Origin of the sequence: Streptomyces sp. NPDC005262 (assembly GCF_042872425.1) — a bacterium.
Classification (GTDB): Bacteria; Actinomycetota; Actinomycetes; order Streptomycetales; family Streptomycetaceae; genus Streptomyces.
This window is the reverse complement of sequence record NZ_JBIAKK010000009.1, coordinates 259,504-273,613: the sequence shown is the minus strand read 5'-3', so window position 1 is coordinate 273,613 and position 14,110 is coordinate 259,504. Positions and strand designations below refer to the sequence as shown.

Below are 14,110 nucleotides of genomic sequence, written 5' to 3'. Positions count from 1 at the left end.
CAAACCTCCGTATAAAGGGCCCTGGGAACGAGACAGGGTGACGGAGCGACAGCGAAGGAGGCCCGGGATGGCACGGGAGCGGGCCGGGCAGGACGGGGACGCGGGACCGGCCTGGAGCGGCGCCGGGCGGGCCGCCGCCGCGACCCTTCGGGAGGACCGCGGGCCCGTTCGGTACGGGCCGCCCGCACCCGATCCCGGGCTGCCCGTGCTGCCCGAACTGGCCGACGTGCTCGCCGCCGCGGCCGGGCGCAGCGAGCCCGAACCGACCGGCGGCGGCGAGGCCCTGCGGGAGGCGGCCGCCGCCTACTGGATCCGGCGCGGGCTGCGCGGCGGACCGGAGCACATCGCCGCCGCCCCCGGCGCCTCACCCCTGCTGCTCGCCCTGATCGCCGCACACGGCGGCGATGTCCTCATGCCGCGTCCCTGTCCCCCCAGCTGGATCCCGCAGGCCCGGCTGCTGGGCCGGCCGGCCTACCATGTGCCGACCCCGGCCGAGTGCGGCGGTGTGCCCGATCCGTATGCGCTCCTCGAGACCGTACGCAGAGTGCGCGCCGAGGGCGGCCGCCCCCGGCTCCTGCTGATTTCCGTCGTCGACGACCCGACCGCCACCGTCGCCCCGCCGGAACTCGTGCGCGAGGCGTGCGAGGCCGCGGTCGCCGAGGGGATGCACATCGTCAGTGACGAGACCTGGCGCGACACACTGCACCGGCCGCACGACACCGTCCTGCTCAGCCCCGCCGAGATGTGCCCCGAGGACGTCACCGTCGTCAGTGATCTGGCCGGTGCGCTGACTCCCTCTGCCTGGCCGGTCGCGGTCGCCAGATTCCCGGACACCGAACGGGCGGCGGCGCGTCACGCCCGTACCCTCGACATCCTCACCGCGCTCGGCGCCCTCGTCGCGGGCCCGGTGGCTGCCGCGGCCGCCCACGCGCTGCGTGAACCGGAGCCCGTCACGGCGCGGGTCCGTCTGGCCGCCGGACTGCAGGCGCAGGTCGCGGCCGCGGCCCACCGGGCGGTGCTCGCCTCGGGGGCGCTGGCCAGGCCCCCGCAGGCCGGCCGTCATCTCTACGCCGACCTCGGCCCTCTCCGGTCCCGGCTGGCCACCCAAGGCGTCACGGACTCACTGGAACTGGAGGAGTACCTCACCGAACGCCTCGGCGCTCCCACCCCGGGAGGCCACCGCTTCGGCGACGAACTGGGTGCGCTGCGGGTGCGGCTGGGCACCGGACCGCTGCTCGGCTCGACCCAGGAGCAGCAGATGGAGTCCCTCACTGCGGTGGAGCCCCTTGAATTGCCGCACGTCGCCCGGTCGCTGAACATTTTTGCAGCAGCTCTCGGCGAACTCCGCTGACGACGACGTACCCGACGGCATACCCGACGGCCTGCGCGATGCTGCACGCGCGCCGCCGCACCCGCGACGACGCACCCGACGACGCACTCCGAGACGGGATCCTCGATGACGGAACAGACCGAGCGCTCCCTCGGAGGGCCCGCGCGCCCGGCTCCCCTCGGCCGGATCGTGTCACCGCGCCCGCTCGGCGAGGTGCGGGTCTGGCCCGACACGTTCGCCGACCGCCTCACCGCCCCGCTGCCGAGTGTCAGGGGCATGCCCAGACTGGCCTACGAGCGCGCCGTGCGGCCCGACGCGGAGGGACTGCGCGGTGTCCACCGGCTCCCGTACGCCCCCGGACCGCTGCCCGACACCGACCCGGGTACGACCACCGTGACGTGGGTCGGACACGCCAGCTGGATCGTCCGGACCGGCGGGCTGACCATCCTCACCGACCCCGTCTGGTCCCGCCGCATCCTCGGCACACCCGCCAGGATCACGCCCGTCGGCGTTCGCTGGGAGGATCTGCCGACCGTCGACGCGGTGGTCATCAGTCACAACCACTACGACCACCTCGACGCCCCCACCCTGCGCAGACTGCCGCAGGACACCCCGTTCTTCGTCCCCGCGGGACTCGGCCTATGGTTCCGTCGCCGCCGCTTCTCGTGCGTCACCGAACTCGACTGGTGGGAGTCGGCGGTGCTGAACGGCGTCCGCTTCGATTTCGTGCCCTCCCACCACTGGTCGAAGCGGACCCTCACGGACACCTGCCGCTCCCTGTGGGGCGGATGGATCATCAACGACATCGGCGGTGGCGACGGACAGCGGGTCTACTTCGCCGGGGACAGTGGCTACGGGCGCTGGTTCACGGAGATCGGCCGCCGCCACCCCGGGATCGATCTGGCGCTGCTGCCGATCGGGGCGTACGAACCGCGCTGGTGGCTCGGCGACGTACACACCGATCCGGAAGAGGCCGTGCAGGCGTACGAGGATCTCGGCGCCCGCGCGATGGCCCCGATGCACTGGGCGACCTTCCTGCTCTCCGCGGAGCCCGTACTCGAACCGCTCATTCGGCTCCGTACCGCCTGGCAGCGGGCCGGCCACCCGCGCGAACTCCTCTGGGACCTGCCGATCGGCGGCTCCAGGGTGCTGGACGGGGCCCGTACCCCGCGCTCACCGCAGCCACCCAAGGGCATCAGCGGCTGAACCGGGCCCGCGCCCTGCGCCACACCGCCGGCGCCCCGCTGATCAGCAGCGTCAGGCCGACCGCCGCGACCACGCCCTGCCACGGCTCGGGGAACAGCGAACCGCCCAGAATGCCGATCAGCTGGTACGTCGCCGCCCACGCCAGACAGGCCGGCACATCCCCCCGGGCGAACCGGCGCATCGGCATCCGGCCCAGCAGGCACGCCAGCATCACCGGAATCCGCCCGGCCGGCACCAGCCGCGACAGCACGAGCACCACCGAACCGTGCTCGTCCAGCTTCTGCTGCGCCTGGGTTAGGCGCTCCGGCGCCGCCCGGTCGCTGATCGCCTGCAGCCATTTCGAACCGTTCCTGGACCGCACCCCGCGCTGCCCCAGCCAGTACAGACATATGTCCCCGAGGAACGCCGCCGCGGACGCCACCCCGAACACCACCAGCAGCGCGAACGGATCCGTCTGATGGAACGCCACCACGGCCGCCGAACTCACCAGCGCCCCGGTCGGCACCACCGGCACCAGCGCACCCAGTGCCACCAGCAGGAAGAGGGACGGATAGCCGACTGCCTGCTGCGTCGACTCAGCGGGCAGCTGCCCCACTATCTCCTGGATCACCTGGCGGCCTCCGGCCGCACATGCTCCCCGTGGGCCAGCCGGTGCACCATCACGTCCGGTGCCAGCAGAGCCGCCTTACGGACGAACTCGTCGCCCGGTGAGTGGAACTCGTGGGGACGGATCCCGTCCATCCCGATCGGCCAGTACGTGCCGTAGTGCACCGGCACGGCCGATCGCGGCGCCAGCCGGGCCAGGGCCTGGGCGGCGCGGCCCGCGTCCAGATGACTGTGGCCCAGGTAGGGGCCCCAGCCGCCGACCGGCAGCAGCGCCACGTCGACCGGGCCGACCGCCCCCGCCATCTCGTCGAACAGACCGGTGTCCCCGGCGAAGTACGTGCGCGCCTCGCCCTCGACGACATAGCCCAGCGCGGGCGAACGGTGCGGGCCCACCGGCAGCCGCCGGCCGTCGTGCTGTGCGGGGACGGCCCGTACCCGCACGCCGCCGACCCGCACCTCGTCCCCGGCCGCGACCTCGGTGATCCGCAGCCCGCGCACCCGGCGCAGCATCCGCAGCCCCGGTACGGAACGGACGGCGCCGAGCGGAACGATCAGTCGGGTGCCCGGCACGAGGCGCGCCAGCGACGGCAGATGCAGATGGTCGGAGTGCAGATGGGAGATGAGGACGACATCGGCGACGGTGGCCTCGGGGCCCGGGAGCGCGCCACGGCGTCGGCGCAGGTGGGCGAGGCGGCGCACGAAGAGAGGGTCGGTCAGGACACGGACTCCGGAGTCCTCGATGGTGCAGGTGGCATGACCCCACCAGGTGACTTCCACCGGCACCGGCTGCCTCCTCGCCCGCGGTTCCCGCTCGGTCCCCTGAGCGTAATGCCGGCGCCGGGCAGGGGACCGGGCGCGTCCGGCCCCCGCTGCGCTCTGCGACAGGGAGATCTCAGTCCGTGAGCCCCAGAGCGCCCGCAGCCTGGATCGCCAGCCACACCTCCGCCAGTGCTCCCGTCGACGCCAGATCGCGGTCGGTCAGCGCGCCGAACCGCCGCAGCCGGTACGTGAGGGTGTTCGGGTGGATGTGGAGGGCGGCCGCCGCCGCATCCGTGCGGCGGTCGCGCTCCATCCAGGTGCGGGCGGAGACCAGCAGCTGCGAGTCGTGCGCCTCGTCATAACGCAGTACCGCGCCGAGGACGTGCTCGACCAGTGCGGTCAGCACCGCCGGGTCGTCAGGCAGCCAGCGGCCCATCGAAGCGTCCCCGTAACGGATCACCGGGCGGCCCGACTCGACGGCCTTCGAGACCGCCCACAGGGCCTCGCGCTGCGCCACCCGCAGTGCGGCGCCCGGCAGGAACGGGCGGCTCATCCCCGCCGCCACGTCCGGCAGTTCACCGATCCGGTCGGCCAGCTGCGGCGCACCCAGCACATAGCGGTCCTCGCCCCAGGTGAGCAGGAGATGCGGATGGTCCTGGAGACACCGCAGCAGTGCCTCGTCCGTGGTCCGCCGGACCACGATCAGCACGGTGTCGCCCTCGATCGCGTGCCGGGCGAGCCTGCGCCGGGCCGCTTCCGGATCGAGGACCTCCTGCAGCAGCTCGGCGAGGGTCTCCGCACCCTCCCGGCGGAGCGTCTCGCGTTCGTTGCGCACCATCGCCACCCGCAGCGCCGCCACCGTGGCGATGTGCTGGACGACCGCGAGCCCGGCCGGCTGGGCGCCCTCCCGTTCGTAGGCGACGAGGAACCCAGCCGGGCCGCCGGGCGCCGGAACGGGCAGCACGAAACCGCCGGGCACGGTCGGCGGGGCATCGACGGAGGCGGGCAGGACGCCCGGATCGGGCACGGGCACGCCGGGCAGGAGGGGGCGCCCCTGCGGCGTACAGAGGTAGACGTCGTAGCCCGAGAGGCGTTCGAGGCGGCGCAGCAGTGCCGGAGTGTCGAGATCCTCGGCGACCAGCCAGCGCAGTGAACCGAAGACCTGCAGCTGGGCGCCGAGCCGGTGCCTGGCATCCTCCTGGACCGACGCGGCGACCTCCTGGGACACCGCGATGAACGGTACGGCGAGCGGCACCTCGAGCACCGGGAAGCCCCGCTCCTCGGCCGCCCGGAAGAAGGCGTCGTGCAAGGGGGGCATGTGCAGCTGCGCCGAGAGGGCCAGTGCGGACACCCCGGCGTCGTCGAGCCGCTCCAGATACGCGCGCTGCCCCGCCGCGGTACGCGGCATCGCCAGGCCCGTGGTCATGATCACCTCGGCGCCGAGGAGCCAGGGCGTCGGATCGTCCAGCTCGCTCGCGTGCGCCCAGGAGACCGAGCGGCCCAGACCGCTGCTGCCCGCCTTCACGGTGAGCTGGAGGGCGGGGTACGAGAGGAGATCCTCAACGGTGAGTTTGTCGCTGGCCACAGACAACAGCGTATCCCTTTGTGATTTTCACAATTGCCGCCCACGGTTCGGCACCACAGACTGAGGGGCCAGCCCCCGTGCGTGAACAGTAGGTGAAGCGTTCGTGACTTCCTCGATCACCGAAGTCGAGACCAACGGGGTCGAGCGGATACCCGAGGCGGACCGCACCGCCCGCCCCCTCGACCTCTTCCGGCTCGCCTTCGGCGGCGCCAACACCTTCGCCACCTGTGTGCTCGGTGCGTTCCCGATCCTCTTCGGGCTCTCCTTCTGGCAGGGCCTGGCGGCAACCGTCCTCGGTCTGCTCGTCGGCGCCCTGCTCCTCGCCCCGATGGCGCTCTTCGGCCCGACCAACGGCACCAACAACGCCGTGTCCTCCTCCGCCCACCTGGGCGTGCACGGCAGGATCGTCGGCTCGTTCCTCTCGCTGCTCACCGCGGTCGCGTTCTTCTCGATCTCCGTGTGGTCCTCCGGTGACGCACTCGTCGGCGGAGCCCACCGGCTCGCCGGCCTCCCCGAGTCCGATGTGAGCTACGGCGTCGCCTACGCGATCTTCGCCGGACTGGTGCTCGTCGTCTGTGTCTACGGCTTCCGGTTCATGCTGCTGGTCAACAAGATCGCGGTCGTCGCCGCCTCGGCGCTCTTCGTCCTCGGCGCCTTCGCCTTCGCCGGAGACTTCGACCCGGGGTACGCGGGAGCCTTCGCTTCGACCGCCGACCCGCTCTTCTGGCCGGCCTTCATCGGCTCCGCGCTGATCGTCCTGTCCAACCCGGTCTCGTTCGGCGCCTTCCTCGGCGACTGGTCCCGATACATCCCGACCGCCACGCCGCGCCGCCGGGTCATGGGCGCCGCGTTCCTCGCCCAGGTCGCCACCCTGCTGCCGTTCCTCTTCGGCCTGGCCACCGCCTCGATCATCGCCGCCAAGGCCGCGAAGTACGTCGACCCGGCCGCCCCCAACTACGTCGGCGGACTGCTCGCCGTCTCGCCCGGCTGGTACTTCCTGCCGCTCTGCCTGATCGCCCTGATCGGTGGCCTCTCCACCGGCACGACCGCGCTGTACGGCACCGGGCTCGACGTCTCCAGCGTGTTCACGCGCTTCAGCCGGGTCCAGTCGACGTTCTTCATCGGGGCCCTGTCGATCGCCTTCATCTTCGTCGGCCGGTTCGCGCTCAACCTCGCGCAGTCCATCTCCACCTTCGCCACCCTGATCATCACGTGCACGGCCCCGTGGATGATCGTCATGGCTCTCGGCTACCTCACCCGGCGCGGCTGGTACGACGCGGACGCCCTCCAGGTCTTCAACCGCCGCCAGACCGGTGGACGCTACTGGTTCAACCACGGCTGGAACTGGCGCGGCATGTCCACCTGGGTCATCTCCGCCGTCGTGGCGCTCCTCTTCACCAACCTGCCCGGCCAGTTCGTCGGCCCGCTCGGCAACCTGGCGAACGGCGCGGACATCTCCCTGCCGGTCGGCCTCGCCCTGGCGGCCGTGCTCTACCTCGCCCTGCTCACCGTGTTCCCGGAGCCGCGCGGGGTGTACGGGCCGCACGGACCCCGGCTCGTCCGGGCGTCGGACACCGAGGTCCCGCCGATCACCGGCGGTCCGGAGGAGCCCCTCGCCGCCGAACCCGCCGCCGCTCACTGAGCGCCAGCCCCGCCCGCAACCAGGAGCCACCCATGAGCACGTCCGAGAGCACCCCCGTCCAGGAGATCCAGGCCGCCGCCGATGCGCTCGTCGCCGCCTTCGCCGAGGGGCGCCTCGACGACTACTTCGGCTCCTTCGCCCCGGACGCCACCTTCGTCTTCCACTCCACGCCGCAGCGGCTCGCCTCCACGGCCGAGTACCGCGCGCTGTGGCAGCAGTGGGTGACCGAGGACGACTTCCGGATCCTGGGCTGCATCTCCACCGGACAGCTGATCCAGCACCTCGGCTCCACCGGCGTGTTCAGCCACGACGTCGAGACCAGGATCGCCACCCGGGCCGGTGAGGAGACCGTCCACGAGCGGGAGACGATCGTCTTCGCCCGCGCCGAGGACGGCAGCTGGCCCGCCGTTCACGAGCACCTGTCCGCCCGCACCACCGCCTGACGAGGCGTTACGGGTGCGGCCGCCCGACCGGGGGCGCACCTGTGACGCCGACCGACCACGAGAGAGACCGGTTCCATGAGCACCACGTTCCGCAATTACATCGATGGCGCCTTCGCCGACGCCTCGGACGGCCGCACGCTCGATGTCGTGGACCCCAGCACCGGCGATGTCTACGCCACCTCCCCGCTCTCCGGCGCCCCGGACGTCGACGCGGCGATGGCGGCCGCCGCTGCCGCGTTCCCCGTATGGCGCGACACCACCCCCTCCGTACGACAGCTGGCACTGCTGAAGATCGCCGACGCGATGGAGGCGCGGGCCGACGAGCTGGTGGCGGCGGAGAGCCGGGACACCGGCAAGCCGCTCCACCTCACCCGCAGCGAGGAACTCGCCCCGGCCATCGACCAGGTCCGCTTCTTCGCGGGTGCGGCGCGGATGCTCGAAGGCCGCTCGGCCGGCGAGTACATGGAGGGGATGACCTCGATCATCCGCCGCGAGCCGGTCGGCGTCTGCGCGCAGGTCGCGCCGTGGAACTACCCGCTGCTGATGGCGGTCTGGAAGTTCGCCCCGGCGCTCGCCGCGGGCAACGCAGTGGTTCTCAAGCCCTCGGACACCACCCCGGCCTCCACCGTGCTGATCGCCGAGATCATCGGCGGCGTGCTGGCGGAGCTGGAGCTGCCCCGGGGCATCTTCAACGTCATCTGCGGCGACCGTGAGACCGGCCGGCTGATGGTCGAGCACCCGACCCCGGCGATGGCTTCCATCACCGGTTCCGTCCGGGCCGGCATCCAGGTCGCGCAGAGCGCGGCCAAGGACGTCAAGCGGGTCCACCTGGAGCTCGGCGGCAAGGCCCCGGCCGTCGTCTTCGAGGACGCGGACCTGGAGAAGGCGGTCGAGGACCTGATCGTCGGCGGCTTCTTCAACGCCGGTCAGGACTGCACGGCCGCAACCCGCGTCCTCGTCCACGAGTCGGTCCACGACGAGTTCGTCACCGCGCTGGCCAAGGCCGCCGCCGACACGAAGACCGGGCAGCCGGACGACGAGGACGTGCTGTACGGCCCGCTCAACAACGCAGGTCAGCTCGCCCAGGTCAGCGGCTTCATCGACCGGCTCCCGGAGCACGCCAGGGTCGAGGCGGGCGGCCACCGGGTCGGCGACAAGGGCTACTTCTACGCCCCGACCGTGGTCTCCGGCCTGCGCCAGGACGACGAGATCATCCAGAACGAGGTCTTCGGCCCGGTCATGACCGTCCAGTCGTTCACCGACGAGGCCCAGGCGGTCGCGTACGCCAACGGCGTCGACTACGCCCTCGCCTCCTCCGTATGGACCAAGGACCACGCACGGGCCATGCGGATGTCCAAGAACCTCGACTTCGGCTGCGTGTGGATCAACACGCACATGGCGCTCGTCGCCGAGATGCCGCACGGCGGCTACAAGCAGTCGGGTTACGGCAAGGACCTCTCCGCGTACGGCTTCGAGGACTACACGCGCATCAAGCACGTCATGACGTCGCTCTGACGCCGGCTCCTCCCGCCGCCCCCGCCCCGGGTTCCGCCCCGGCGCGGGGGCGGCGGCGCGCTCCCGCCCCGTACGCCTCCCGTCCTGACATGCGCCTTTTTGTACGAGTGTCGGAGGAGTAGGGTCGCCGGTACGCCTAGCACGGGGGGAACGCCCATGGGGGACGTACGGGTGGCGGCGATCGCCAGTCTCACACCGCTCGAGGAGCTCGACAGCGACCCGTTTCTCGTGGACACCCGCAGTCAGCAGGTCATGTGCGCCCGGTGGGCCGCGGACAAGGGTTATGTCGTCACGCGCGAACTGCGTTTCTACGGCCTGCGCCCCGACCACCACGCACTGTGGGCGGATGTCGAGGCCGGCGACGTCGAACTGTTCGTGGCCCCCAACGACCGAGTCCTGGCCCGGGCACTGACGTCGGTGCCGCAGTTCGCCGCGGAGTGCGAGCGGCGCGGCGTACGGCTGGAGTTCGCCGGTCTCGACGAGCCGTCGTACAGCAGCCGCACCAAGGCGAGCGTGCACCGCAGGCTCTCCATGCCGACCGCCGGTTACGACGGCTGCTGACCGCCGCCCGGAGCTCCGCGCCGTACGAGCCCCCTGTGAAAGGCTGGGAGCGGGTCCTCGGCAGCAAGGTGACCCGGACGTGTGAGGTGGGAACGGCGTGAGTGACGGGCGATGGCGAACGGCCGGCAGCGCCCTCGTGCGAGTGATCGTGGTGTGGGCCGTATCGACCCTCACGATGCTGGCACTCGCCGGGATCCTGCCGGACTTCCAGCTCCAGTCGGACAACGGTGACAGCATCACCCGGATCGCGTTCACGGCGGCCTGGGGCGCGGGCGCGTTCGGTCTGCTCTCCGCGCTGGTCTGGCCGGCTCTCGTACGGGCACTGCTCATCGTGCCCGCCCTCGTCCTGGGGATGCTGGTCTTCTTCCTCAACGGCTCGCTGCTGCTGGTCGCCCTGCGGCTCACCCCGGACGGGCGCGGCGCCGCCAACCCCGAGACCGCGGTCGTCGTCGCCGCCGTGATGTCCGCCGTGGCCTCCGCGACATCCACCGCGCTCGCCGTCCGCGACGACAACGCCTACCGCCGCAGACTCTCCCGCCTCGCCGACCGGCGCCGCCGTCGCACCGGCACGGGCCGGGGCATGGACACAGGTCGCGGTGAACCGCCCGGAACGGTCTTCATCCAGCTCGACGGTGTCGGCCACGACGTCCTCGCGCAGGCCGCCGCCGACGGGCTGATGCCCACCGTCGCGCACTGGCTCGGCGACGGGTCGAGCCACCGGCTCACGCCGTGGCGCACCGACTGGTCCAGCCAGACCGGCGCCAGCCAGCTGGGCATTCTGCACGGCAGCAACTACGACATACCCGCCTTCCGCTGGTACGAGAAGGAGACCGGCGACGTCATGGTCTCCAGCAGACCCGCGAGCGCCCTCGAACTGCAGCGGCGCGCCATCGTGCGCACCCATGACGGCGGGCTGCTGACCCTCGACGGAGCCAGCCGCGGCAATCTCTTCAGCGGCGGCGCCGACCAGCTCGCGCTCGTGCTCTCGATGGCCGCGAGGCGCGGCAAGGGACGCCGCTCACGGGCGGGTTACTTCGCCTACTTCTCCGACCCGGCCAACGCCGTCCGTACCGCGCTGTCGTTCGTCGCCGAGGTCGTCCGGGAGATCGTCCAGTCGACCAGGGCGAGGCTCCGGAAGGACACACCCCGGATCAAGCGCGGCGGGCTCTACCCCTTCATCCGCGCCTTCGCGACCGTCGTCGAACGCGATGTGGTGGTCGCCGCGGTCATCGGCGACATGTTCGCCGGGCGCACCGCCGTCTACGCCGACCTGGTCGCGTACGACGAAGTGGCGCACCACTCCGGCCCGCAGAGCCGGGACGCGGAGAAGGTCCTGGCACGGCTGGACCGTTCGCTCGCCCTGATCGTCAAGATCGCCGAACACACCCCGCGCACCTACCGGATCGTGCTGCTCTCCGACCACGGACAGAGCCCGGGGGAGACCTTCGCGGGGGTGTACGGGCTGACGCTCAAGGACCTGGTGCGGGCGGGCTGCGGGCTGCCCGTGCCGCGCCGGGCGCAGCACACGAAGAGTGCCTCGGAGGCGCGTGACGCGGTACGGATCGCCCTGCACCGGCCCGTCGAGGAGAGCGCGGTGGAGCACGCAGGACGCCCGTCGGACCCGATTGTCCTGGCCTCCGGCAACCTCGGCCTGATCTCCTTCCCCGGCATCGACGGACGCGCGACCCGCGAACAGCTCGACCGCCGCCACCCCGCGCTGCTCCGCACCCTCGCCGACCACCCGGGCATCGGCTTCCTGCTGGTCCGCAGCGAGCGGCACGGCTCGGTCGTGCTGGGGCGCGCCGGTGCCGAGATCCCGGTGTCGCAACTGAAGGACGGGGAAGGCCCACTGGCCCCGTTCGGCCCGGGCGCGGCTGCCGCGGTGCGGCGCACCGACACCTTCCCGCACGTCGCCGATGTGATGGTCAACTCGATGTACGACCCGGACACGGGCTGCGTGCACGCCTTCGAGGAACAGATCGGCTCGCACGGCGGACTCGGCGGCCGGCAGTCACGGCCGTTCCTGCTCTGGCCCCGCACCATGTCGGATCCGGCGGCCTCCCAGGCATCGGCGGCGCCGGACGCGGAGCTGGTGGGGGCCGAGCAGGTGCACGAGGTGCTGCGGCGCTGGCTGCGGGAGTGCTCCGGGCCGCAGGTGCCGCTGACGCCCCATGGTGAGGATGACGCCGGCGAGGCGGACGGGATCGTGCAGGCGGCCGGCTGAGGGGCGTTGTCAGTGGTGAGCGGCAGGATGGGGGCCATGACGAACTCAGCTGTTGTGCTCGCCGATGCCGCCGCCTACGCCGCCGCGGTCGAAGATGCCTCGGCGGCCGCCGCCGCGTACTACGCCACGGGCGAGAGCACGCTCGACGACGACGCGTACGACCGGCTGGTGCGCGGGATCGCCGCGTACGAGGAGGCACATCCGCAGGACGTGCTGGCCGCCTCACCGACCGGCAAGGTCGCCGGCGGCGCCGCGGGCGGAGACGTGCCGCACACGGTCCCGATGCTCTCCCTGGACAACGTGTTCTCCGCCGAGCAGTTCGTCACCTGGACGGCGTCCCTGGAGCGCCGGATCGGCAGACCGGTGGCCGCCTGGTCCGTGGAGCCGAAGCTCGACGGACTCGCGGTCGCCGCCCGTTACCGTTCGGGCCGGCTGGAGCGCCTGATCACCCGGGGCGACGGCACCGCGGGAGAGGACGTGTCGCATGCGATCGGCACCGTCGTCGGGCTTCCGGAACAGCTCGGCGAGCCGGTGACGATCGAGATACGCGGCGAGATCCTGATGACGAACGAACAGTTCGAACAGGCCAACACCGTGCGCACCGAGCACGGCGGCGCCCCCTTCGCCAACCCGAGGAACGGCGCGGCGGGAACGCTGCGCGCCAAGGACCGCCCCTACACGGTCGAGATGACGTTCTTCGCGTACGGTGCCCTGCCCCTGCCGGAGTCCGGCGAGCTGACCGGCACACTGGCCGAACTCCCGCACAGCGAGGTCCTGGAGTACGTCGCCGGGCTCGGCGTGCACACCGCGGCGGACACGGACGTGGCGCCGCGCACCGTCACCACCGTCGAGGAGGTGCAGGCCCGGGTCGAGGAAGTCGCCGCGCTGCGTGCCTCGTTGCCGTTCGGCATCGACGGCATCGTGATCAAGGCGGATCTCGCGGCCGACCAGCGCGAAGCCGGTTCGGGGACCCGGGCGCCGCGCTGGGCCATCGCGTACAAGCTCCCGGCGGTCGAGAAGGTCACCCGGCTCCTCGCTGTCGAGTGGAACGTCGGCAGGACCGGCATCATCGCGCCGCGCGCCGTGCTCGAGCCGGTCGAGATCGACGGATCGACCGTCAGCTACGCCACGCTGCACAACCCGGCCGACATCACGCGCCGTGATCTCCGCCTGGGCGACCAGGTGATGGTCTACAAGGCGGGCGACATCATTCCCCGCATCGAAGCACCCGTCGCCCATCTGCGGACCGGCGACGAGAAGCCGATCGTCTTTCCGGAGACCTGCCCGCAGTGCGGCTCCGAGATCGACACCGGTGAGCAGCGGTGGCGCTGTGTCCGGGGCCGCGACTGCCGGCTGGTCGCCTCCATCTCGTACGCGGCGGGACGCGACCAGCTCGACATCGAAGGGCTCGGGGCGACCCGCGTCGTCCAGCTCGTCGATGCCGGCCTGGTCGCCGACTTCGCCGATCTCTTCACGCTCGAACGCGAGCAGCTGCTCGGCCTGGAGCGGATGGGCGAGACCAGCACCGACAATCTGCTGGCCGCCATCGAGACGGCGCGCAGCCGGCCGCTCTCCCGGGTCTTCTGCGCACTGGGGGTGCGCGGCACCGGCCGCTCCATGTCGCGGCGGATCGCCCGCCACTTCGCGACCATGGACCGGATCCGGGCCGCCGATGCCGATGCGCTCCAGCAGGTCGACGGCATCGGCAAGGAGAAGGCCGCAGCCGTCGTCGCGGAGCTGGTGGAGCTCGCCCCGCTGATCGAGAAGCTGGTCGCCGCCCAGGTCAACATGGCCGAGCCCGGTGCGACGCCGCCGCCGGAGCACGGCGAGGAGAACACGGAGGGCGCCACTGCCCCCGTGGACGGTGAGGCGGTGGCCGAGCGGCCGTTGGACGGGATGACGGTGGTGGTCACCGGAGCCATGACCGGGGCGCTGGAGAAGCTCTCGCGGAACCAGATGAACGAGCTGATCGAGAGGGCCGGCGGGAAGTCCTCGTCCAGCGTCTCCAAGCGCACCACGCTGCTGGTCGCCGGGGAGAAGGCCGGGTCCAAGCGCACCAAGGCGGAGGATCTCGGTGTGCGGATCGCCGCACCGGACGAGTTCGCCGAGCTGATCGCCGGGTTCCTGCCGTCGGAGGTGTGACGGGCGGAACACGTGAGCGCCCGTCCGCGAGAGTGGACGGACGGGCGCGCCGAACCCTTGGATTTTGCCTGAGAGTGGCTTTCTTTGCCTTCCTATT

The 14,110-nt window shown here is 71.9% G+C and carries 11 protein-coding genes; 8 read left to right on the top strand and 3 right to left on the bottom strand.

Annotated features, from left to right (window positions below):
* Positions 1–67: 67 nt before the first annotated feature.
* Entirely contained in the window at positions 68–1,351 is a 1,284-nt protein-coding gene (locus ACFYP5_RS23385) for an aminotransferase class I/II-fold pyridoxal phosphate-dependent enzyme (protein WP_389039184.1), read from the top strand.
* A gap of 105 nt (positions 1,352–1,456) precedes the next feature.
* Entirely contained in the window at positions 1,457–2,536 is a 1,080-nt protein-coding gene (locus ACFYP5_RS23380; RefSeq protein ID WP_389039181.1) for an MBL fold metallo-hydrolase, read from the top strand.
* Here ACFYP5_RS23380 and ACFYP5_RS23375 read toward each other — a convergent pair.
* The 3 genes from ACFYP5_RS23375 to ACFYP5_RS23365 form a co-directional block, all read right to left on the bottom strand.
* Positions 2,526–3,146, bottom strand: a complete 621-nt coding sequence (locus ACFYP5_RS23375; protein ID WP_389039178.1) for a DedA family protein — start codon at positions 3,144–3,146, stop codon at positions 2,526–2,528. The two genes, ACFYP5_RS23380 and ACFYP5_RS23375, sit on opposite strands and share 11 nt — an antisense overlap.
* The gene (locus ACFYP5_RS23370; protein WP_389039176.1) at positions 3,143–3,925 is read right to left on the bottom strand and encodes an MBL fold metallo-hydrolase; all 783 of its coding nucleotides are present in this window, start codon (positions 3,923–3,925) and stop codon (positions 3,143–3,145) included. Before ACFYP5_RS23370 ends, ACFYP5_RS23375 begins: the two co-directional genes overlap by 4 nt.
* 109 nt (positions 3,926–4,034) lie before the next feature.
* On the bottom strand, positions 4,035–5,486 hold the full coding sequence (locus tag ACFYP5_RS23365; protein ID WP_389039173.1) for a PucR family transcriptional regulator: 1,452 nt from the start codon (positions 5,484–5,486) through the stop codon (positions 4,035–4,037).
* A gap of 103 nt (positions 5,487–5,589) precedes the next feature.
* Here ACFYP5_RS23365 and ACFYP5_RS23360 point away from each other — a divergent pair, with 103 nt between their 5' ends.
* The 6 genes from ACFYP5_RS23360 (at position 5,590) to ligA (ending at position 14,013) form a co-directional block, all read left to right on the top strand.
* Positions 5,590–7,128 carry a purine-cytosine permease family protein gene (locus tag ACFYP5_RS23360; RefSeq protein WP_389039171.1) on the top strand — a complete coding sequence of 513 codons (1,539 nt, stop codon included), beginning with the start codon at positions 5,590–5,592 and terminating at the stop codon, positions 7,126–7,128.
* 32 nt (positions 7,129–7,160) lie between these two features.
* Positions 7,161–7,571: a YybH family protein gene (locus ACFYP5_RS23355; RefSeq protein WP_389039169.1), complete on the top strand. Its 411-nt coding sequence runs from the start codon at positions 7,161–7,163 to the stop codon at positions 7,569–7,571.
* A 75-nt stretch (positions 7,572–7,646) separates the two neighbouring features.
* Complete coding sequence (locus tag ACFYP5_RS23350) at positions 7,647–9,086, top strand: gamma-aminobutyraldehyde dehydrogenase (RefSeq protein ID WP_389039167.1); 1,440 nt, start codon at positions 7,647–7,649, stop codon at positions 9,084–9,086.
* 156 nt (positions 9,087–9,242) lie between these two features.
* Complete coding sequence (locus tag ACFYP5_RS23345) at positions 9,243–9,647, top strand: hypothetical protein (protein WP_389039165.1); 405 nt, start codon at positions 9,243–9,245, stop codon at positions 9,645–9,647.
* A gap of 97 nt (positions 9,648–9,744) precedes the next feature.
* Complete coding sequence (locus ACFYP5_RS23340) at positions 9,745–11,871, top strand: alkaline phosphatase family protein (RefSeq protein ID WP_389039163.1); 2,127 nt, start codon at positions 9,745–9,747, stop codon at positions 11,869–11,871.
* A gap of 27 nt (positions 11,872–11,898) precedes the next feature.
* Positions 11,899–14,013 (top strand): NAD-dependent DNA ligase LigA, encoded by a 2,115-nt coding sequence (gene ligA / locus ACFYP5_RS23335; RefSeq protein WP_389039160.1) that lies wholly within the window; start codon positions 11,899–11,901, stop codon positions 14,011–14,013.
* Positions 14,014–14,110 lie beyond the last annotated feature (97 nt).